The sequence below is a fragment of the Bacteroides faecalis genome (genome assembly GCF_003865075.1).
Taxonomy (GTDB): Bacteria; Bacteroidota; Bacteroidia; order Bacteroidales; family Bacteroidaceae; genus Bacteroides; species Bacteroides faecalis.
In genome coordinates, this window is record NZ_BHWB01000005.1 from 194,942 (window position 1) to 217,465 (window position 22,524).

Genomic DNA, 22,524 nt, shown 5'->3' on the forward strand with positions numbered 1-22,524 from the left:
GTTATTACTATTTCTAATAACACTACGATCTTTAAAATGTTGATCCCTCAAAGAAAGATAAGTTAGCCAATATAAGACTCTATAGTTTCCTTCAGTCGTTCCAATGAATATGGTTTGGATATTACAGCATTACATCCTGCTTGAATAGCCTGTTGTTGTTCCGTATAAAAAGCATATGCTGTAACCGCTATAATAGGAACTGAAAGAGAGATAGTACGTATCTTCTCCGTCGCCTGAATACCATCCATTACAGGCATACGAATATCCATCAATATCAGATCCGGTTTCTCACGAATAAAGCTATTCACAGCTTCCTGGCCATTACGCACCCACAGAATCGTATATTCTTTCTTCAATAAAATATTCAATTGAGCAAAGTTGGATTCTATATCTTCAACAATTAATATCTTCTTATGCTGTTCAGACTGCGAATCCTTCTTAGAAGTAAGTATTCTCTCAGCCACTTCTTTCGGCATCTCCAAATAGGGTAGATAAAGTGAAAATGTACTTCCTTTTCCTAGCTCAGAACTCACTTCAATCTTACCTCCTAAACGTTCTACAATACTTTTACAAATAGAAAGTCCTAATCCAGTGCCTTGTACGAAATCATTCAATTTTTCAAATCTGGTAAAAATACGTGGAAGCTTATCTTCCGGTATTCCACAACCAGTATCACTCACGAAAAGTTTTAGCCAGTCTCCTTCATGCTTCAATCCCAATGTGATAACCCCACTCTCAGTATTTTTAATAGCATTCGACAGGAAATTGAAAAGCACTTGCATCACCCGGTTACGATCAGTAGATGTCCAGAATTCTTCTTCCGGTCGAACAACCTCCAATCCAACATTGGACTTCATCTTAAGTTGATGTACTTTTTCCACTTCATCGATCAAACCGGAAATCTCAACTTGCTGAAAATGCATTTCAGACTTCCCTGATTCAATACGTGACAAATCAAGAATATCATTTATCAACTGCAACAACAAATTACTATTTTTCTGTATAATCTCTAGGTACTCATGTTTTTCTTCTTCGTCTTCTGTCACCGCCATAATCTCTGAAAAACCTACAATAGCATTAAGAGGGGTACGAATTTCATGACTCATATTCGCTAGAAAAACCGATTTCATCCGGTCTGCATCTTCTGCCCGACGCTTAGCCTCAATCAATTCTTGAGAACGACGAATCCGGTCACCGATATCATGTATCAGTGCCAATACCTTATTTGATTCAAATGGAGCAATCCGAGCTTGAAAGTAATATCTTCTGCCATCGACTTCTAATGGATATTCAATCTCCTTGAGTTTTCCATCTGCCAAACACTCACTAATATTACAAATAAATAAATCACTCACTTCCTTGGAATAGATATTCCGGGCATCCACTCCTCTTAACACTTCTACCGGATGAAGCAAAATTGTATCCGGTGCCATCAAGACATCGGTTATAAAGAAATTACCATCAAAGATAAATATGAATTCAGGCAGTGCTTCTATTATTTTACGATTGTATATTTCGAGATGTTTTATTTGTTGCTCTTTCTCACACTGCAAAGTGACATTAACAGTATAAGCTAACAATTTATCCGGATGACCTTCGTCACTATCTTCTCTATGAGACAAGAAATGATCCTCCAGCCAAATTATTTCTCCATGTTCACCTATACAGCGAACCCTCATCTGAGACGTTTTCGACTCTGATGCAAGCATTTCCGCAAACGCTTCCTTATAAGCAGCAATATCATCGGGATGTGCAAACTGATAGAAATCATCAATATCTTTAAAAACAACGCCTACTTCTTTCAAGCCAAGCATACGAAAATAATCATCTGTAAAACTACACTTTCCTGTAGGTATATCATATTCCCATAAAGCTATTTGATGAGCTGAAAGCACAGATCGTATTTTCTGTGAATTTTCACGTATAATTTCACTATTCTTGTTTAGTGAATATAAATTTGTATCTGGCTCCATAAGCGATTATTGCGTTTTGTATTGTTGTGTGTTTTTGAGTCGCAGCAAATATAAACAAATAAAGCACAACTTGTCTCTATTCTTCTTTTTTTTACTAAGAAAAAACTATCTTTGTCCATTCATAAAGAAAAAACAATGAATCAAGATACAATCTGTGCCATCGCTACTGCCCAAGGAGGAGCTATCGGAAGCATTCGTGTTTCCGGACCAGAAGCTATTTCCATTACTAGCCGCATCTTTAAACCGGGAAAATCTAACAGAAAATTCAATGAACAAAAGCCTTATACACTAACTTTCGGACGTATTTACAACGGGAAAGAAATCATTGACGAAGTACTTGTAAGCTTATTCCGTTCTCCTCATTCCTACACAGGAGAAGATTGTACAGAAATCACATGTCATGGCTCATCGTACATTCTCCAACAGGTAATGCAATTGCTCATTAAAAATGGTTGCCGTATGGCACAACCAGGTGAATATACACAACGTGCTTTTCTCAACGGAAAAATGGATTTAAGTCAAGCGGAAGCTGTAGCGGATTTGATAGCCTCATCATCCGCTGCCACTCACCGATTAGCAATGAGCCAAATGCGAGGTGGTTTCAGTAAAGAATTAACGGACTTACGTGGTAAGTTATTAGATTTCACTTCGATGGTAGAACTAGAGCTTGACTTTAGTGAAGAAGATGTGGAATTTGCCGATCGACAAGCTTTACGTCAATTAGCAGATGAAATAGAAGAAGTCATATCTCGTTTGGTCAATTCTTTTAATGTAGGTAATGCTATCAAAAATGGTGTTCCCGTTGCTATTATTGGTGAAACAAATGCTGGAAAATCCACTCTTCTGAATGTATTATTGAATGAGGATAAAGCGATTGTTAGTGATATACATGGTACTACCCGCGATGTGATTGAAGATACTGTCAATATGGGTGGTATCACTTTCCGCTTTATAGATACAGCAGGAATTCGTGAAACAAACGATATGATTGAAAATTTGGGTATCGAACGTACTTTCCAAAAGTTAGATCAAGCAGAAATTGTACTTTGGATAGTAGATGCCACAGATGCAAATTCTCAGATTATTCAACTATCTGAACAGATCCTGCCTCGTTGTGAAGGTAAACACTTAATCGTGGTATTCAACAAAGCTGAGATCATACACAAGACCCAGAAGGATTCTCTAAGAACTTTTTTCCAACAAAACTTCTTGCAGGAACATACGGATATGATCTTTATTTCTGCAAAACAAAAGTTACACACTGATGAATTGGAAAAGATGTTAGTCAATGCTGCTCACTTACCAAATATTACACAGAATGATATTATTGTCACGAATGTCCGACATTATGAAGCTTTAACCAAGGCATTGGAAGCAATACACCGAGTACAAGAAGGATTAGATGTGCAGATTTCTGGTGATTTCCTAAGTCAGGATATTCGAGAAGTAATCTTTCATATTTCGGATATTGCGGGAGAAGTTACAAATGATATGGTGTTGCAGAATATATTTAGGAATTTCTGCATCGGAAAGTAACCCATAATTATCAACGATTACAAATTATTAGATATTAGACTTAAGAGGGTGTCCAAAAAGGATACCCTCTTACTTTTTTCAACAAGGAGTTCCTGACCGACTTCCGTGTGCTCGTCCTGTTTTTCTATCTGGTATTCTCAAGTGCTCTTGCCATTGGCTATGCTGTGCAGAGTTACAATCTGGCCAAGCAGAATGCTGCACTTGAGTATTACATCGAGAAATACCTGAGTATTCCTCATCGTAAGTAAATCACAGTTATTAACCCCGATGCGCTCGGTGGTTGGCATCATAATCATCGAGTGCATCACAATTTTTCATCGCAATGAAAATAAACATTTCCTTTTACACTACTGCCAACGAGGCTTTGGCACGTGTAACCAAGTCTGAGAATCCGGATTCGTGTGAAGTTATATTCGCACAACGTGTAACCAACAAGGCTGACCTCGGCTTTGGTCATCGTGAGCGTCCTGAGTTGGAGTACACACTCGTGGACTTCCACTTCCGTTTCACCACCGAAAGAGATCTCCATGTGTACAACATCACCGAGGATGCTGACTATTATTTCTACTATTGGTTGGCATCAATGTCTGATCTGGGTTCCACCTTCGACCAGTTTGTTTGCTTCCGCAATGACATGAAGGATGGCACAACCGAGTTCCACCTTTTTTGTGGACTCATCAGCCACAATCGTTTCTACATGAAGGTTCCATCGAATGCATTCAGCGACAGAGCAATGGACGCCATGGATAACATCTATTTGGAACTTGGAGATCCTGATGCTGACATCGAGGTGTATCATGAGCCTTACATACTTTGCTCTCCTTTCAATAGTAAGTTGGTACCGGGCCACTCGATCTTTGACGAGCCACAAGAGACTGATATGCTCTATGGCGCAGAGAATCCCCTAAGCCATGAACTTGTCCAGCCCTACCTTGCAGAGATCCTTGAGAATCTGACTCAGGAACTCGTAGGATAACCACTTCACTTCTATAACGACCGATGCGTCTGAGAGTCAATCATCATACTCATCGAACGCATCGTTTTTTTAATAATCATGATCGTGGTAATAGTGCCTGCGATGATTGCGTGCTATGAAGTCAATATTCATCGTGAAGATATGGTTGCCCAATTCACTTGGCATCATACAGCTCAGGCCGCCATCCTCCAGCATCTTGTTCTCCAGCAGGTAGTTCAGCATTTCGGGATGCATGGCTTCAGTGTTGAAAACGGCATCCATGGTTTCTGTCTGCAGCTTACGAGCATCACACTTCTTGTAATAAGGATTATCCTTGCACTTGATGGCGTAAATCATATTCGGAGCGAAGATGATTCCGGCTTTCTTGGAGATGAATGCAACCTGTGAACCTGATGGCAACTGATGTTCCATTTCGTCAATGTCAATCTCTGGAGCCACTTTCCTCAACCATTTCTTGAGTTCGCTCTTATTCTCGAAGAACGCCATTCGTTTGGCTTTCGTGCGCTCCATATAGAGTGGATAGACACTCTCGTATGATACTTCAAGTTGCTTGTTACGTTCGCACATCTTGTCGTACACATCCCTGTTCGACTTGAACAGCACGCCATTTACCTCCCAATCGTTATCGCCATATTTTACAAGAGCAGTACAGATGTATGCGTCCGTGCGAAACAGGTCGGAATACACATTCTTCAGCTTGCGTTCATCCCCCTTCGAGTCTTTCAACGTAACATACTCAGCATTTGCCTCTTTTACCAAGAAACAATCCTGCTGGCAATATCGAAGGCTATGCAGCTTGTCTGCTTCGTCATGCATACCATGATAATAATACATGTCTGCCAACCACAGATGAGGTACAAGCGCCATAGGGCCAATCTCTGTTGTCATAGAGAAGGTAGTTTCTACATAATAAGCAGCCTCGCTCTTCTTGAACTTCTCCTCGTATGTATCATATAGCTCGTAATAACGATCTTCAGAAAGAGGTGAGCAAAGTAGATAAGACCTTCGTAGCCAAATCAGCACATGCTTCAGTTTGAAGTAGTCGTTTGCCTTATCCTTGTTGTAAACAAAGTCAAGCAAGCCTTCATTCACATCCACATACATCGGACATGGCTGCACTCCTACCGGATAGTAAGGAGCAAAGTCATACGGGAATATTGTTCGTTTCATTTGTATTTCTGCTTTTATTCGTTAACCTTGAACTCCAGGACCTTCACACGGTCAGCACTTATGGTTCCATAGCCTTCAAGTTCAAGTACTATGCGGTCTTTATCTCTATAGAAGAAACCACCCCACAGGTATGTCACACAATGGGGATCCTGCATAATGTCATAAGAATTTCCACCCTCGAAGCGCAATCTGAAAGGACAAGACCTATCACTCCAGATATTTGTTGTATATTGATATTCCTATCTCGTAGATATATTGTGGTGACCACAGGTCAACATTCGGCATGTGAACCTCCACACATCCCTCGAAGTGGAAGTCAAGGATGACTGGTGCATCTCCATCCCAACCTTCAAGTTCGGGAAAGCCACAACCTATCAATTCCACAGATACTGTAAACGTCTTAGTATCTCTGTCCCAATGGAATGAATGTATCTCAGAGTCATGAAAGTTCCAATCGTTGTTATCGTCAAGAAACATCTCGATGTTCTCTATGCCATCGATAAGTTTCTCGGATCCATTCTTTATCGTTTTGTGGTATTTGTACATATTCTGTCCTTATATATTATAGTAGGTGACATCTGACTCACAGAAGCAGCAGATGATGACCTCTCCGTCGTAGTCACTCTCACGGATAGTCTTCAACGCAATCTCAGCAGCCTCTGTTTTTGGATAACCATATACCCCGGTACTAATCAAGGGAAAGCGATGCTATTGATACCCTTTTCCTTGGCAACGGTTAGCAGCATTCACGATAGCATCCACCCTCAACTTTGTTATGTCACCAACGACGAGTCTTATTTTGTTCATTGGTTCTTCTTTTATTATTTTAACGCAAAGCAATCTACAACAGATATACCTAATGTTCCTGCTTGACCACTTTCAACTATAGATATGGCGGTCATTTCTGCTTCTGCAGGAGAGGATGCTGATACTTGAATTACAATCGTCTCTCCAAGGTCAGTAGTTATCTGTACGTCAAATAATTCCATGTGATGCCAGTATTTCTTTTACAACTTCAATATCATGATTATTGTTTCACTTTATCTTCTTCGTTGCCCCAAAATCGCTGTAATGGATCTGAACATGTTTTATTCCATGTTGTGGCAGTACATCCATTCTACGTTGGTCATAGATCTTTCTTTGCTCTCCACGAGAAACACCACTCACAGTTGCTTTAGGGTCGAAGAATGAAGCTGATTCTGTGTGTTGACTCTCACAATATTCAATAACAAGATTCAACGACTCATAGTAAGCATCTACAGGAAGACACCTGCCTTGCTTACCTTCGCTTGCATCACCACGCAGAAAATCAAAGGTGTGTTGTTGAGATGCCTCCATGCCGAGAATCTCATTACAAAGCGAGACAACATAGTATTCGTCCGAATCTCTTCTCCCTTTATTAGTGGGGTTTGTTTGAGAAATCGGCTTCTTATTAACCTCTTCTTGTAGCTTTATTATTGCTCCTTGGGAATGTGGAATATGCCACTTGTTGCCAATTCGGTACGCATGAGGAATCTTTCCATCTCGCAACAGCCGACGGAGATACTGACCAGATCTCTCGCTTCGTTCTTTTAGCAAACCGTATTTATCCAGAAGTACATTCGCTTCTGGTGGAGCGATTTCTGCCTGATGATTGTCTTCAAGCCACTTGTCTATACATTTTATAATCTGAATGATGTCTGCCATTATTGATTAGTGTGAATTGATTTTCTACTGTAGCACTTTAGCGAAATTAAACCAATTCGCTTTGTTTATAGCCTTTGTACTTAGTCATGCCCCTTAGAGAATAAGTGATATTCGCGTATCTTGGGTGAAAATAAGTAAACTTCCATGATTCAGTTTCCATCGCCACATCGTATGCGTAAATAAATCCATATCCTTGTCTGTATAGGTAAATCTCCTCATCGTACCTTGATAGTTCACGAATTGGAGTACCAACTTTATAAATTTCATATAAGTGATTAATGACTGCATACGTTTTGTTATCAATCGTTTCCGATTCCAGGATTGCCAACTTCTCACGGAAAGAAATGATTATTTCATCCAATGTATCAGGTTCCTTCTTCCATACATCAAAGCTGTTGAGGACAGTCAGAATCAATTCATACTCTTCATTCCTAAAACTGAAATAGCAAAGCGAAACATAGAGCATTGTGGTAGCATCCTTGAGCATATCATGAACTTTTCGCTTCTTGTTCGTGTCCTGTTCATGAGTGAAATGCTGACCATAGACGACGAAGAACATACAAGCACACTCGTAGAACTTGTCACGCACTTCATTGACCTTGATGACCGATTTACCATGATTCTGCATTAGGAAAGATACAATCGTAGCCGCCACGGCAAACGATGAACTTTCATTCAATCCAGCCTTACCGATGAGTTTTGGTAGATGACCACCGCCATTTACCGGCATTGATTTGCTTCCTTCCTCTTGTATGGATTCATCCTCTGCTTTGGCGTAGAGATAATCCGTCATCTTCACAAGATACGAAAACACGTCATTCCTCAGTTTCTTTGCCTCTTCTGCCTCGCTCTGTTCCTTGCTCTCCTGATCAACAAGAACGGATTGCACATCGTCATTACCTTCATTTTCTTTCTGCAAGTCAAACAGATCATCTTCGCTTGCTTCTTCGTCTGTTTCTGTCTTAAACAATATGCCTTGCAGGAATGACAGAATACGAACACCAGAGTGCATACTCAGGTTCAAACGACTGCCATCCTTCAGGTCGTCATACTGCTCTCTGTTTATTGACTCACTCTCATCATCAGTCTTCTTGCGTTTCTCCTTTGCGCTAACACGAAGGTTAACGGTCTTGCTGCCATCATCAAACTCAATGAAGCCAAGTATATGACTGATATTGTCCATCAATCCCGAGTCATCCAAGAGGCTCGACAACTTTCTGCGCTTTGGATCAGGATTGCAGCTCTCCACGTTTACCTCGCTGACGACAAGGCAATAGTTCGAGATGGTTTCCTCATCTTGCGTCAGCACCACAAGATGCGCATCAGATTCACTCTCAATGTCTATCTCCATTGTATGAGCTGTCACCAACTCAACTTCTTGAACTACTTCAAGGTCGGAATCTTTCACCTGCAATGTACAAGTAATGCCTTCTGTAGAAATCGTCAGATGCAGTTTCTCTTCCTTATTCTCACAAGACATCAGCGTTACTTGGCGGTTGCTTGAAGGTGTATCGTCTCGTTTAGGCGGTACAATCTTCTTCAGATCATCGTTAAACAGTGGTTCAAACTTCTCCTCCAAACCTAACTCTCGGATATATTCTTTCCGCTCATCAGAATGTACAAGTATGCAGGCTTCGTCATTGAATGAGCGCTTATTTGTTCCGAGTGCCATATTACCGATGTTGGCGCTACCTGACAACAACCATGTATCATTGGATGCATGAATTTCAATAATCTTGGCGTGCAATGGCGATTGCTTGTCTGTATAGCTATAGAACTCTACACCTTCATTCTTCTTGATTAGTTCGTATGGAGCACTCTGTCTTGACAGATCCATGACGCAATGAAACTCTTCAGGGTCAAACACATCCTTCAAGCACTTTATGGCATCACCACGAGTGTCATAGAAAGGGGCAACAACGGTTATCTCTTCAACCTCTGCGTCACCGATAGTTTCTACAAGACGGTTCATAATCGTGTCCTCTGAGTCATTGTAAAGTAGCATAGCTGTTTCGCCTGACTCCATCAGTATCTCATCGTCATCGGTTTCTGAATTTATCCAATCACATTGCTCCTCAATCCATTCCATTTGAAGCTGTACAAGCGATGAAGATGAGGAAATGAGTGACTTTACATACTCCCATCCACGCTTCAGTATCGCGAAGTTAGGCGAACTTTCTCCCTTGGCATGAAAAGCATTCCATACCTCCTCGTTGTTCGACATACCGCTAAAGGTAATGTTACCCGAACCGACAATCAATGCCGCTTCATCCATACCGAAAAGCATGATGACCTTAGAATGGAACACGCCACCATAATGATTCTCCTTACGAACCAATTGATAGCCGTTCATCTTTACCTGATGGCAGCTATACGATGCGTCCGACAACAACTGGTCATACATAGAAGCGTCGGTCAACACTACTACATTCGTAATACCAAGTCGCCTCAATGTAGGCAGATAAACTGACTCAAAAAATATAGGGTCGAAGTTATAGCAAGTTATGACTGCCGAATGATACACGTTCACTCGTTCGCCCAGTATCTTGATAATGTTCTTACGTTCAATCATTTTGCCAGTTCTTTAAGAAGTTCAACACCATCAGCAGTCAGTTTGTAGTTCTCTACAAGGCGAAGGTCAGACACAAAGTTATACAAAGTGTTGATACGAGGTGAACTGTGCGTAGAGAAGTAACCATCCAGCCATCTTACATAACCGTTTTCTATAGCCAGTTTCTGCGTAGGTACACCATTTTGGCTGAACTTACGCATGGCTTCGGTGTAGTGGTTGTAAATGATGTAATCGGTAAGGAACATCTTTACATAGTCATGGAATGGCATTCCCATTTTATCCTCCAATACCTCAAACGAATCCAAGGCATCGTTTCTCACGTCATGGAAGAACTCGTTCAACAATTCCTTGTGTTCGAGATATTCCTTGTTTTGCACATAGTTATCAAGCATTTGGTAGAAAGCCTTCGACATTTTGCTTTCTGGTACCTCAATGGAATCCCAATCATCAAGCAATTCATCAAGCAACTCATTGCCAATGCCCATTTCATCGCAGACATCATCTGACATACGTTCAGCAAACTGATCTATATTCTCCCATCCTCCAGGCATTGCTGATTCCCTCAGCTTCTCAAGCACATCGACAAATATGTTGAGTGCCTCAAACTGACGGCTGTCATTCAGGTAGTATGCATACCATCCCACAGCTGCAGCCGAATTAACCTTGCCTTGTTTGAACTGTTGATAGATGAATCGTGCATACTCCAGTTCTGAAAGCGACTCCACGTCATTGTCTGCAAAATATCGGAGAAGGAGATAGATAGTTTCCTTTCGCATCGTGCTTGCCATGCCGCTTGCTGGACGATCCTCTTGCAACAGCATTTGTCGCAACAAAGTACGTTCCTCACCCTCCTGCATATCATGCGACTGAAAAGCATGTTCCAAGTCTTCCAATTCATTGAATGTGACTTGTCCCACATTGACACACTTGCAAAACAGCTCTGAGCACTTCTTCCCGATGCTCGCCTCAAAAGCATCTGCAAGCGTTTCGCCACAGATGTAATCCGAATCTTCCTTCTTTGTGATGTTATAGAAGTGTGGCTTATCTGCTATAGGTGCAATCAAGCCCATCTCCTGCAATGAGGCCACATAGTAAGTACCAAGGGCACCTAACGTACCCTTCCAGTATCCACCAGAGTTCTTGCCGCCTGGTGTTGCACTCTTCGCTATATCAATTATGTCGCCACCCTCATTAACTACCTCAGTAGCCACCGTAATACCAGGAATACCTTGGCTGTTATCGCTACTGGCATGTATCAGAGCCATTAGGAATTCTGACATTCTGATATGCTTACGGAACTCGCCCAACGAAGCATTCTCACGTTCGGCATAGAAGTTTTTCAGCAACCAGCAGTAAAAGCTATAGTATCTCACACGCAACGTCACAACGTTCATTCCGGGTAACAGCGTAGTAAACAACTGCTCGGATGCTGTACGCATACCCAGTGGATTCAGTCCTACGCTCAGCGAGTGGCTGGTGCTCATAAATGGAGCAAATGCAGAATCGTTCTTTAGCATGGTTGTGTATTCCTTTCTTTGTTTATAATTCTGTTACTGGAGTTCTATCCCCTCGTTACATTCTTGTAAGCACTCATTCATCTCTTCTTCATTAAGTACAAAAGATGCACATGTCTTTGCTTTTGCTGTATCATGAGGCTCAAAACGATTCAGTCCAAGATACTTGTATAATCGGCACAGTTTGCCCATACCATCGTAACTATCCACATAATTCTTACAAAGCAGACAGTTCTTTATTCCGAACCTCTGATACCCCATCCATTTAGCAAGTTCATAAATGCCGAATGCCACATCCGTATGAAAACAAATCTCACACAGTGCATTTCTTCGTTCTCTTTTCAATTCCTTGCATAGACAAGCATCCTGATAGCATTGGAATTTTCTTGACTGGTAGAGAATGTAACGTGAGAAGGCAATCTCTTGATTTATGCTCGTATTATTGTGATCCTCTGTTTTGAAGCCATAGAAAGCCGTTTTAGCAGCAACAACGGACTCACGATGATGGTTAGTCATTCGTTTTCCTTCACAAAACCCGTTAGCAACGACATTATCAATATCACTCTCGTCCTTAATCTTGACCTCAATTATCTTACACCCACTATGCAGCTTCTCAGATTCACTCGCATGAGTAACAAAAATCTCAATGTAGATAGGTTCTCTTTCTGGATGAGCTTTTGACCTTATCTTCAAATCAGAACGACGTCTTATTTCATCGTAAGGAATTTCTTGTTCGCATGAATCATAGAACTCCTTTAGGTTGAAAGCCTTGCGTTCATATTTCTCGCAGTCATCATATCTAACAAACTTACATGTCTGTACATTCTTGCAGTATGAATGATACTCAAACTCCATGTTGAAGACATTTTTATCGTAGAAAGCCTTTTGTATCTTATCTTTTGCAAGAAAGTGCAAAGCAGTTTCAAGGGCAGTTGGACAATCAACTCCAGGTTGATGTGCAAAGTGATGCTCACGAATTAAACCGGCATTCTTTGCCTGTAGAGGTTTCTTACAGGCCGGACAGAAGCATCCACACTCATTGCCATTCTCCACACTGTCAATGTGGACGAGGTCACCCTCTCTGTTAAGAGCGTATGTCAGATATGCTTTCGTGGTCTTCATCGTTTTTGAGTTCAACAAAGTCTATCTTCATGCCTAACCCCTGTGCAATCTGAGTCAGCACATCAAGGTCAACCGAAAAGTTACCAGCCTCAATACGCTTCAGGGTATTAGGCTGAATGCTCGATTTCAGAGCCAGCGTCACCACATCCAACTGCTTCTGCTCACGCAACTCACGGATTCTGTCACCCATGAGCATGCGATTCTGTATTGGATCACGCTGATAAGAAAAGACTGATTCAAAACGATTGATCATGAGCTGACGGTTAATCTCGCCCATGATTACACCTTCATCCCCCTTGTATATCTTATCAAAGAGAGATGCCAGAAAGTCTGTAAACGGAATATTTGCTTGCTGTTCCCACTGATAGTTCATCTCGGAATGGAACCCGATAATGAACTTGTCTCCTTGTGGTGTTTCCACCAATACCCGTTTAGGGTCAAGGTAAGTTGCTTTTGTTTTCATTTTTCTAACGCCGAGTTTATAGTGCTGCACGGCACTTGTTAATAATTAATCCGAGAAATCCATCGTCAACTGCAATGATTCACCTTTGTCCATTGGCTTAATCATGCTTTCGATGTACTTCTGTTCTTCCTTTGTTATACCATACTTCTCATAAAGCATTTCGTCTGTCCATGCATGAGAGAAGTCTTGCATAGGGACATAATGATACACACCAGCAAGTGCATCCTGTGTAATCTTCATTGATGATACGAGGATTCTAAATAGGCGTGTCTTTAGGTATGAAACAAAGTTCTCTGCTTCCTCCTTTGTATTGAAAGGAGCATAAACGTATGTCTGTGAGCAAACAGAGTTTCCATCTGAAATGATTGGCTGACCAAGAATCATCTGGTCATTACCTGAGCCACCAGCCTTAGGAATAAAAACCTTCGTGCCAGCTATCGCATTACTATTCTTTCTGATATTTGAAGAACGCACATAGCCAATTTTACGAACATTATTCTCAAGGTAGTATAGCATTACGTCAAACTCATCTGTCTGAGTATCACTCACGTCAAATGGAGTTTTCTTACTTGTACGTGGATTTGTTGGAATACCAAACGGAGTATCAGATGATATTATACCCTCAACGAAACTTGCATCTTCTTCCTTTGCCAGTGTTACAATCTTCTGAACGAGAGCTGCCAAACGTGGTTCTCGAATGATCACATCAAGTTTATTGAGTTCAAGAACAACATTTTCCGACTTGCCATTTTTGTGCAGAGAATAGTCACAAGCACCGTCATAGTTCTTATCACGGACAAAATAGCAGATTCCACCTTTGATCTCTACATCAGGGAAAAGTTCACGAGGATTATGGTATGCAGTAATTCTCGAAACCTGCTTAGACGAAAGCATGTCTCGACGGAATGGTTCTATAAGATTTGTACGACCACCAGTAAACCATTTAGATGGTATTACCAATGAAGATAGTGATGATGTTGATTCCTTTGCTACTCTACAGAACTCCTGGAAAATTGGCGCATCGTTAGTACCACCAGAACCACCTTCGTCCTGATAAGGAGGATTTCCTACTGCTATATTTATACACATACTCTGTATCTTATTTATGTGCTCCTCGGCATTGTCACCGATGAGGTCGTATGAATTAAATTTGTCTTCTATATTTTCTATTGGCATTCCAAGTGCCTCATATACCTTGCGAGTAAACTCGTATGCAATGGATGATGTCGGGATGGAATAAACCTTGTCTTTATAAAGCTCGCCAAACTCCTGTAGAATAGCATAAGCAAACTCGCCTTCCTTTGAAGCAATGTCCATAAACATGCTGTCTCGGGTTATCTGTTCGCGAGGTAGTTCAGAGAGCATCTGCCTTGCCAAAGCATTAGGCGTTACAATTTCAGATGTTGACCAACGACCAAACTTGCGCATGGCATTCTCAACTCTTTCGATTGCAGTCAACGTTTCATCATGAGCAAGCGTATTGATGTTATGAATCTTATAGTCGAGTTGATGAAGAATGTTTGGATTTAGATTCTCCAACAGCAACTTCAAGATTTTGATTCTAAGACCAAGATTTGCAAGTATTCGCTGATTGTTATCACCTTCGTTGCCCTTTGTAACTATGTCCTGAAGGGAAATCACTTCATCATCAGTCAAGAAGGCGAACAAGAGGATTCTCGAACATAATGTTGCAAAACGTTTATCAAAGGAATTGTCTTCTTTCTTGTCCTCGGTGTCATCTTTTGGTTGTCGTTCTTCACCACCAGTATCATCACCAGTATCAGGCACATCAAAGTCATCATCTTCATCGTCTTCTGTAGGCTTAACCTTCAATCCTCCACGAGAGCCGATTGGTTGTTGCCTCATGATTTCCTTGTTGATTTCTTCAATATCAGCAAGGGAATGATCAACAGAAACGTCTTGTGCTTCATCCAGCACACTACGTTCCTTGGAATAAGCACGAACGGCATCAAGAATATTTGAAGGAGTTACCTCTTGCAGACGTTGCTTGTTCATCCATATTATTGGAGAAACCTGCAATTCACGCTCTAATCGGTGCTGGAGATTGGTATTACCATTCGCATCAGTGTTTACATCGTAAATATGCGCCCCTAGCTCTTGCAAGATGAACATTCGGTTAGGATCGAAGTCAACAAGAAGTGTCTGAGGCTTCATGTTGTATTTTATCTCGTTACCTTCTTCATCCTTGTACGTCTTGATGTAAGGACTCTGTAAACGGAATACTGCCTGGTCATACTCTTGTGGTGATGCTGTATCTTTGAGATAGAGCATAGTATCCCATTCTGGAACAGTTGAACCCGTCAGCATTCGGTTTACAGTAAGCGTGATAGTAGGTTTATCGTTCTCCTCGCAATATGCAATATGCTTCTTGACGTCATCAACGTTTCTGAAACGATGTTCATCTTCTACACCTGCAATGTTAACAATCTCGTATTTAGATAGATTCTTGAACTCAGCGGAATGGGTGGTGAGCAAGGTTTCCATGGCATCACAAGATGCACGGAATGGCAGAACACAAACAATGTGACGGCATAACTTACCATCTTGAATTCTCTCGTTATCAAGAAATGAAAGAATATTATTGTCCTCCTCTGAACCATCAATAGCCTTCAAGAAATCAAGTATTTCTGTTTCATGCTCAAATTGCTGATGCAAACCATCGTTTGACCTCTTGATCGACTTTGGTTTGAACAATTCGCTGAATGCAACGGTTATTCCGTTCTTCTGCATTTCTGCAAGTTTGCGCAATGCAGATTCGTTTGGATTGAACGCAAAACGAACCATCTGAGGAAAACCGTAGTAAGGATTCTCCCATTCGTCTTTGTTGTCAAGATTTTCCTTGTCCCAATCCTCACTTGCCTGAGCAATATCAGAGAATTGGCAATAGCAAATCACATCCTCATCGGTAAACTCATCACCCATAAGGATTCTGTAAGGAGTGCCAGAAAGGTGAAGCTGGATATTTGCATTAAGTTGAGTTATCTGCTCGTCAACATCATCAGAAGAGTCTTCATCATACTTCTTCTCCTGAGCGAGTTTCTTTCCTTCAACAGCTGGCAATACTCTCCCGTAATGCTCTGCACGAGCACCAAAGTGAGTTTCATCAACAATAAGTAGATCAATGCTCTGGCTGAATAGATCTTTGTGTCTATCCTTTATTTCATCGCTGCATAAGTCTTGGAGAGTAAGACAAATGACTAGTTTCTGATGGTTTGCCTTTGCCTCTGTAACTAACGATTCATTACGCTTCAAGTCATCGCCATCCTTAAATTCGTATCCCTCAAAGTTCTTGTAACTCTCTACGGTTTTCTTCCACTCTGTTTTTACGTCAGCCTTTGCGGATACGACTACAACAAGTTCTGCACCCATTTCTTTAGCACAACTCATTGCCGTAATCGACTTACCGAAGCGCATTACAGCATACATCAGCAAGCGCTTGCGACCATTATTCTTTGCGTTGATGAAATTACGAACAACCTCTGCTTGGTTTGGGCGAAGTTCTATAGGTTCTTCTCCACGCTCATAATGAAAATCAACAGGCACTCTACCGTCTTGCATAGAGTAGAGCTTATAGCGACCATTTTTTTCCTGAACACTTCTTTTGATGTCACGAATAGCTTCATCAACGTCATCTGTAGTCGCGTTCTCAAAGAACTCATTAGAATAATATGGAAGGTCAGGAATGGTATTACGCTCAAGGCGATTCCTTCCTTTCTCATGAATAACAAACTCATGAACCGACAAGTCACGGAAATATTCATCACCTGCCGTTGCTGGCTCATCATACTTCTTCTGTAAATCAGCAAAGTATCTGCGCCACTCATTCAGACGTGTTTCAACAGGACGGTAAGTGTCGCCAATCTTCAGATAGTTAGGCACAGTACCTGTCTCGAACGCATAGATGTGAGGTTCTACACGTCCTGTTATGAATTTATCTATGATAGGACTATTTGTCATTCTCTTTCTGATTTAGGAAGGTTATTGCATCAACGACTTCATTCTTTGACCAATCCATCATCTTTGCATATATTCCGTTGTGCTTATGCTTCAGGTCTTTCTTGCAACCTTCGCATGGTGTTTCGGTACATGTAATATTACCGAAGATGTCTGCGTGCTCATGGACAATCGTCTTGCAACTATTTGGCAGAACATACTTCAATCCATCCATTTGCCAAACATTCCATGAAATAATCTCAGCCATTTCTGCTACAAGTTCCATAGATGGTTGTTCGCTCCATACTGTTTCGTAATAATCGAAGAATGTCATCAATAGATTCTGCCTTGCGAGTAGGAGATTATCACCTTGCCATTCATAGCCAAATGAGCATTTATATGCAATCTTCACCCAATGAATCCAGTCCTCTTTAGCTTTGACATTTTCGTTAACTACACGGAGCTTTCTATCAAGAAATCCAACTCTTTGGCTTATGTCTTCAAAGAAACGACCTGTTACAGTATCATAACGACTTACTATGAAAGGAGCTTCGCCGCAAGTAATCTCCATTACGGTTTTTGTAACGTATTCCTTCCAAGTGATTGTGTCTTTTTCTTTGAATACACAACCTTCCGTCGGTTGCCATTCCTTGCCTTGATTGGAACAGATATTAAACACATCCTTGCGACCAAACAATCTCTCATCAACATCATTGAGCATCTGATTGCAAAGCCAAGAAGGGGTGAAAACCTCAGCCATCTTGCGAGCTCTTGTCTTCTGGTGCTCCTTGTTCTTCAATACACGAGGCACAATTATATGACCATTCTCACCACAAATCTTTTCCGTTGTGATCTGGTCATAGAAGGTGTAACCATCCCCACGTTCTGCATAATCATCTGTTGCCCACATGATATGCTCGCCAGTGGTATGGTCACTAAGAAGAATCTCGAGGATCTCATGCCCCCAAGACAACATCACGTCTTCTTGTATGTCAACTCCGTATGTCATTATTTCTTTTAGTTTCGTTTCACGACATCACCGAGTTTCCTGCCGTCCTGATCGCGCCAATCATCCCATCCGTTGCTTGGGCGGCCGAGGATGAAGCCGCTGGCTCCGCTTGGGCTTTCGAGCGCCACGTCATGCTGAAGGATGATCTGACCTTTGTCGGTCTTGCAATGCTCAGCAATGAACTTATTGCGTGATACGATGGGCTTGTAGCTGTTCACTATCTTCTGGGCGAAGATGCTGCCTCGGTGCAGGATGAACTGCTGGGGGGGGGCGTCATAATGACCGATGCCGTGAGCTCGACGGTCGGTTGCTTTGACGTAGAAGAGATGCTCCGTCTGGGGTTGCGCCTTGGGTGCATCGAAGATTCCACAGCCGTAGAAGCGTGTGAGCAACTGGATGTCACGGAAGAACACCTCCATGTCGTTCACTCGAAAGGGTGCGATGTTTGGCTTCTTCGGGTTGGCTCCGTTCAGCAGGGTGAAGGATGCTACCGCCTGTGCTGCCTCAATGCCGAGATACTCCAGATACTTCACGTCATCGCCGTAAATCTTGTGGTTGTCGGAGATGAACACGAGTGCCGTCTGCCACCAGCCTTTCTTCTGCAGGTGGTCGTTCTTGCGGTTGGCAAAGTCGGTTGTCTGTCCGATGTATGCCTGTGGCTGAGGCTCGTCTGTGTCGCCAAGAAGTATGTAGAACGCTGGCTGACCGGAGATGTCCGTGAGGTTATTGGCAAGGGTTATCTCCTCGCGAGGAATGACATACAGGTGACAGGTGCTATTGGCACCCATGTAGATATTCCTGGCACCCACGAGCGTACCGTCTATCAGCTCAGTGTGTATCGTAAATGTATTCTTGGCTCTCATTTGTGAAATATATATTCTTTTTGTCTAATAATATTACTTCGTCTTAATCCATCCTTACCAAATCACCAATCTCGCAATCGAGTGCTTTAGCAATTTTGACTAAGGTTTCAAGCGGTGGCTGGCTGCCATTCGTACACCATTTGCTGACCGTAGTAGGGGCAACGCCCAACTCTTCTGCAAGCCATTTGTTGGTTTTCATCTTATCAGCAAGAACCGCCTTGATGCGATTGACATTGCTATTGCCTTCCTTTTCTTTTGCCATATATACATTATTAATATATAGAAATATGGCACAAAGTTAATAAAATTATATGAATCCCTACACGAATTTTATGTTTTTTAGCATAAATGATATATAAAAATAGTGTTTTGTTCACTTTTTGACACCCCTAATGATAGTTTTTTACTGCCTAAGTACAAGAAATTCGTAAAATTACAGCAAAGACTGATGGTAAAATGAAGTGTAAGTTTTAACTCGGATAACGATGGTACAACTGCTAACAAAACATTTCAAAATATGGATAACACACGTGAATTTTACTGGATTTGGAAAGATTTCTCGCTAAACGTTTGTCACGGCTTTTTCATTTAATCTTTGAATTGGGCGTACCATTCCCCTACCCATGCCAGTGCGGCATGGGCGGGAATACCGTTATTGGTAATCAATACGTTACGAATATATCAAATCTGAATTTTTCTCATTTTTGAGCCAGAAAATGCAACACGTTAGTGAAGCTTACCGCTAGCTCCCTTATTATCTGCGCCGTCCTCTTTTGCTTATCTGATATTTTTTTCCTTCTGTTCTTCCAAACGGCAATCAGTGCCAACACCATTTTTTGAATTGTGTCCAGGTTCCTAGCCACTCGTTCAGCCTTACGCTTTATACTGTCCTGCCGGAGGTTGCGGTCAAGATCCCAGTGCATGCTTTCAATAGCCCAATGCTGTTTGGTTATCTGACTAAGCCGCTCTGCACTGCTATCCAGGCTTGAAATGTACAGTCGCTGTTCAGATGTACTCCTGCCATCAGAGTTTTTCTCCGTAGATGTGAGTATTTCTATGTATCGGAAATCAAGAAAAGGAAAGAGTTATCTCTTATTCCCGTTTCAGACTGGCTTTATCACAATCAACCAATATCAAAGACCAACAATAAATATATCCAAACAATGATATACTTTTTAAACTCTATTATTTGTTTCTTATTTATCTGTTATAGCCACCTTGATAACACCATCCAACTTATTTTCAAACATACGGTAAGCTGTCTCAATTTCGCTCAATGGAAACCTATGTGTAATAAGAGGAATCGTATTTATTTTGCCTTTCTCTATTAGACTAAGAATCTCGGCACAATCACAACCATCCACTCCACCTGTTTTAAATATCAAATTTTTACCATACATATCAGGTAAAGGGAGAAGTTGGGGGTTGTCATAAAGAGCCACAATTGTGACAACAGCATTAGGACGAGCACATTCCCATGCTATGCGAAAAGTTTCCTCACTACCAGCTACTTCCAATACAACATCCGCTCCCCTATGGTTACTATTATTCAATACAACATCTTTGCATTTTTCCGGTTCTACGACCAGTACATCAGGATAATGTTCACGAACAAATCGAATTCTTTCAGGCGACTTTTCACAAATGATGATACAAGATGGTTTCTTCAACATCACACACAACAAAGTACAAATTCCTGTAGGACCGGCACCGATAATGAGAACCGTATCATCCTCGGAAATCTCCGAAATACGAGCTGCCCAAAATCCTGTTGCAAGCACATCGCCTACAAATAAAGCCTGTTCATCACTGACTATATCAGGAATACGATTTAATCCCTGGTCCGCATATGGAACTCTGACATATTCCGCCTGACCACCGTCAATACGGCATCCTAATGCCCAACCACCATTTGGATCAGTACAATTATTAACGTAACCTCTTTTACAAAAAAAGCATTCTCCACAAAAAGTTTCCACATTTACTGTCACCCTATCTCCAGGTCTTACTAAAGTGACATCTGATCCTACTTCTTCCACAACACCTACCATCTCATGTCCAACCGTTATCCCGGGAACCGCACGTGGTACACTGCCATGCTTAATATGAAGGTCACTAGTACAGATACTACTAAGCGTTACACGCACAATTGCATCCCGCGAGTTCTGTATCTCTGGTTTTACTTTTTCCTGTAGTTCAAATTTTCCATGTTCAACGTATGTATATGCAAGCATAATATCTTCCTTGTTTATTAAACCAATATGTTATACAATTACAAACGTACACAAAATTTTCCATTCCTATGTATATTTATATTAGATACAATGATCTTTGATATCACTCTCCTGATATTACAACCAGACCATTAGCAACTCTGCGAAAAATCATCCCATTGCATGTACAAAAAGAAATTATTCAGAATAACAAGACCATCATACTATAAATTGACTGTAAGAACATACCTATTTATTCTATATTTCAACATAGAACCTCTCCAAATACCCAAACCAACCATATAGCTAAAAATTGGTCAAAGTTTCCTTTACATTGATAAAAGAGTAGCGTGTTTATCAGCCCACTATTGTATATTCTCCTCTTTTCTGTATATTGCGCCCGCATTTTCTTTTATACGATAAGCTTTATTAAAAAAATCAATAAACCGATAAAACCAATGCAGACAATCAATGCCGTAATCACAGGAGTCGGAGGGTATGTACCCGATTACATCTTAACCAACGATGAAATCTCTAAAATGGTAGATACCACTGACGAATGGATCATGGGACGCATTGGCATAAAAGAAAGACATATTCTGAAAGACAAAGGAGTTGGCACTTCATACATAGCACGTAAAGCAGTAAAACAGTTACTTCAACGTACTCAAACTCGTCCGGATGATATTGATTTAATCATTGTAGCTACAACCACTCCCGACTATCGTTTACCCTCAACAGCTTCTATTTTATGCGACAAATTAGAATTGAGACATGCTTTTGCCTTTGATATGCAAGCTGTTTGTAGCGGATTCCTTTATGCTTTAGAAACTGGAGCAAATTTCATACGCTCAGGAAAATATAAGAAAGTGATTGTAGTAGGAGCTGATAAAATGTCAACAATTATAGACTATACAGATCGAGCAACTTGTCCAATTTTCGCTGATGGAGGTGCTGCTTTCATGCTTGAACCTACTACTAAAAACTTAGGTATCATGGATTCTGTTCTGAGGACAGATGGAAAAGGTCTACCTTTTTTACATATAAAAGCGGGAGGATCCGTATGTGAGTCGTCGCATTATACACTGGATAACCGTATGCACTATATCTATCAGGAAGGACGTACAGTTTTCAAGTATGCCGTTGCTAATATGTCTGATGCCTGTGAAGCAATCATTGAAAGAAATCATCTGAGTAAAGACGATATCAATTGGGTAATTCCTCATCAAGCAAACCAGCGGATTATCAGTGCTGTCACCCAACGCCTGGAAGTTCCATCTGAAAAAGTCATGGTTAATATCGAACGTTTCGGCAACACAAGTGCCGGAACACTTCCTCTCTGTATCTGGGATTTTGAAAACAGGCTCAAAAAAGGTGATAATCTGATTTTCACAGCCTTCGGAGCAGGCTTTGCTTGGGGAGCTATTTATGTAAAATGGGGATATGATGGACAGGAGAACGAAAAGTAGTTCC

18 protein-coding genes are annotated in these 22,524 nt (G+C 41.2%); 4 read left to right on the forward strand and 14 right to left on the reverse strand.

From position 1 onward, the window contains the following. Positions 1–62 precede the first annotated feature (62 nt). Entirely contained in the window at positions 63–1,973 is a 1,911-nt protein-coding gene (locus EJF25_RS10895; RefSeq protein ID WP_125041152.1) for a PAS domain-containing hybrid sensor histidine kinase/response regulator, read from the reverse strand. 135 nt (positions 1,974–2,108) lie between these two features. On the opposite strand from EJF25_RS10895, the gene mnmE reads away from it, so the two are divergent. The 3 genes from mnmE to EJF25_RS10905 all read left to right on the forward strand — a co-directional run bounded on the left by mnmE (position 2,109) and on the right by EJF25_RS10905 (position 4,485). Further along, positions 2,109–3,509 (forward strand): tRNA uridine-5-carboxymethylaminomethyl(34) synthesis GTPase MnmE, encoded by a 1,401-nt coding sequence (mnmE, locus tag EJF25_RS10900; RefSeq protein WP_125041153.1) that lies wholly within the window; start codon positions 2,109–2,111, stop codon positions 3,507–3,509. Between the two features lie 107 nt (positions 3,510–3,616). Beyond that, positions 3,617–3,757 (forward strand): hypothetical protein, encoded by a 141-nt coding sequence (locus EJF25_RS24890; RefSeq protein WP_160119402.1) that lies wholly within the window; start codon positions 3,617–3,619, stop codon positions 3,755–3,757. Positions 3,758–3,831: 74 nt separating this feature from the next. Further along, positions 3,832–4,485, forward strand: coding sequence for a hypothetical protein (locus EJF25_RS10905; protein ID WP_125041154.1), 654 nt, complete (start codon positions 3,832–3,834; stop codon positions 4,483–4,485). Positions 4,486–4,554: 69 nt separating this feature from the next. Here EJF25_RS10905 and EJF25_RS10910 read toward each other — a convergent pair whose 3' ends face one another. The 13 genes from EJF25_RS10910 to EJF25_RS10975 all read right to left on the reverse strand — a co-directional run bounded on the left by EJF25_RS10910 (position 4,555) and on the right by EJF25_RS10975 (position 21,072). Continuing rightward, complete coding sequence (locus EJF25_RS10910; RefSeq protein ID WP_125041155.1) at positions 4,555–5,655, reverse strand: DUF3843 family protein; 1,101 nt, start codon at positions 5,653–5,655, stop codon at positions 4,555–4,557. Between the two features lie 207 nt (positions 5,656–5,862). Then, positions 5,863–6,201 (reverse strand): hypothetical protein, encoded by a 339-nt coding sequence (locus tag EJF25_RS10915; protein ID WP_125041156.1) that lies wholly within the window; start codon positions 6,199–6,201, stop codon positions 5,863–5,865. 275 nt (positions 6,202–6,476) lie between these two features. Continuing rightward, positions 6,477–6,644 carry a hypothetical protein gene (locus EJF25_RS24895; RefSeq protein ID WP_160119403.1) on the reverse strand — a complete coding sequence of 56 codons (168 nt, stop codon included), beginning with the start codon at positions 6,642–6,644 and terminating at the stop codon, positions 6,477–6,479. Between the two features lie 46 nt (positions 6,645–6,690). Further along, positions 6,691–7,341: a hypothetical protein gene (locus EJF25_RS25635; RefSeq protein WP_235016779.1), complete on the reverse strand. Its 651-nt coding sequence runs from the start codon at positions 7,339–7,341 to the stop codon at positions 6,691–6,693. A 46-nt stretch (positions 7,342–7,387) separates the two neighbouring features. Beyond that, entirely contained in the window at positions 7,388–9,913 is a 2,526-nt protein-coding gene (locus EJF25_RS10930) for a phospholipase D-like domain-containing protein (protein ID WP_125041157.1), read from the reverse strand. Further along, on the reverse strand, positions 9,910–11,430 hold the full coding sequence (locus EJF25_RS10935; protein ID WP_125041158.1) for a hypothetical protein: 1,521 nt from the start codon (positions 11,428–11,430) through the stop codon (positions 9,910–9,912). Before EJF25_RS10935 ends, EJF25_RS10930 begins: the two co-directional genes overlap by 4 nt. 33 nt (positions 11,431–11,463) lie before the next feature. Then, positions 11,464–12,549 (reverse strand): competence protein CoiA family protein, encoded by a 1,086-nt coding sequence (locus EJF25_RS10940; RefSeq protein WP_125041159.1) that lies wholly within the window; start codon positions 12,547–12,549, stop codon positions 11,464–11,466. After that, positions 12,512–12,970, reverse strand: coding sequence for a helix-turn-helix domain-containing protein (locus EJF25_RS10945; RefSeq protein WP_235016787.1), 459 nt, complete (start codon positions 12,968–12,970; stop codon positions 12,512–12,514). Before EJF25_RS10945 ends, EJF25_RS10940 begins: the two co-directional genes overlap by 38 nt. A gap of 87 nt (positions 12,971–13,057) precedes the next feature. Next, positions 13,058–16,990, reverse strand: coding sequence for a DEAD/DEAH box helicase family protein (locus EJF25_RS10950; protein WP_125041161.1), 3,933 nt, complete (start codon positions 16,988–16,990; stop codon positions 13,058–13,060). Next, positions 16,980–17,975 carry a restriction endonuclease subunit M gene (locus EJF25_RS10955; RefSeq protein ID WP_125041162.1) on the reverse strand — a complete coding sequence of 332 codons (996 nt, stop codon included), beginning with the start codon at positions 17,973–17,975 and terminating at the stop codon, positions 16,980–16,982. The genes EJF25_RS10950 and EJF25_RS10955 overlap by 11 nt, the downstream gene beginning before the upstream one ends. A gap of 8 nt (positions 17,976–17,983) precedes the next feature. Next, the gene (locus tag EJF25_RS10960) at positions 17,984–18,838 is read right to left on the reverse strand and encodes a GIY-YIG nuclease family protein (protein ID WP_125041163.1); all 855 of its coding nucleotides are present in this window, start codon (positions 18,836–18,838) and stop codon (positions 17,984–17,986) included. A 43-nt stretch (positions 18,839–18,881) separates the two neighbouring features. Continuing rightward, positions 18,882–19,100, reverse strand: coding sequence for a helix-turn-helix domain-containing protein (locus tag EJF25_RS10965; RefSeq protein ID WP_125041164.1), 219 nt, complete (start codon positions 19,098–19,100; stop codon positions 18,882–18,884). A 934-nt stretch (positions 19,101–20,034) separates the two neighbouring features. Further along, the gene (locus EJF25_RS10975) at positions 20,035–21,072 is read right to left on the reverse strand and encodes an alcohol dehydrogenase (RefSeq protein ID WP_125041165.1); all 1,038 of its coding nucleotides are present in this window, start codon (positions 21,070–21,072) and stop codon (positions 20,035–20,037) included. Positions 21,073–21,509: 437 nt separating this feature from the next. On the opposite strand from EJF25_RS10975, the gene EJF25_RS10980 reads away from it, so the two are divergent. After that, positions 21,510–22,520 (forward strand): beta-ketoacyl-ACP synthase III, encoded by a 1,011-nt coding sequence (locus EJF25_RS10980; protein WP_125041166.1) that lies wholly within the window; start codon positions 21,510–21,512, stop codon positions 22,518–22,520. Positions 22,521–22,524 lie beyond the last annotated feature (4 nt).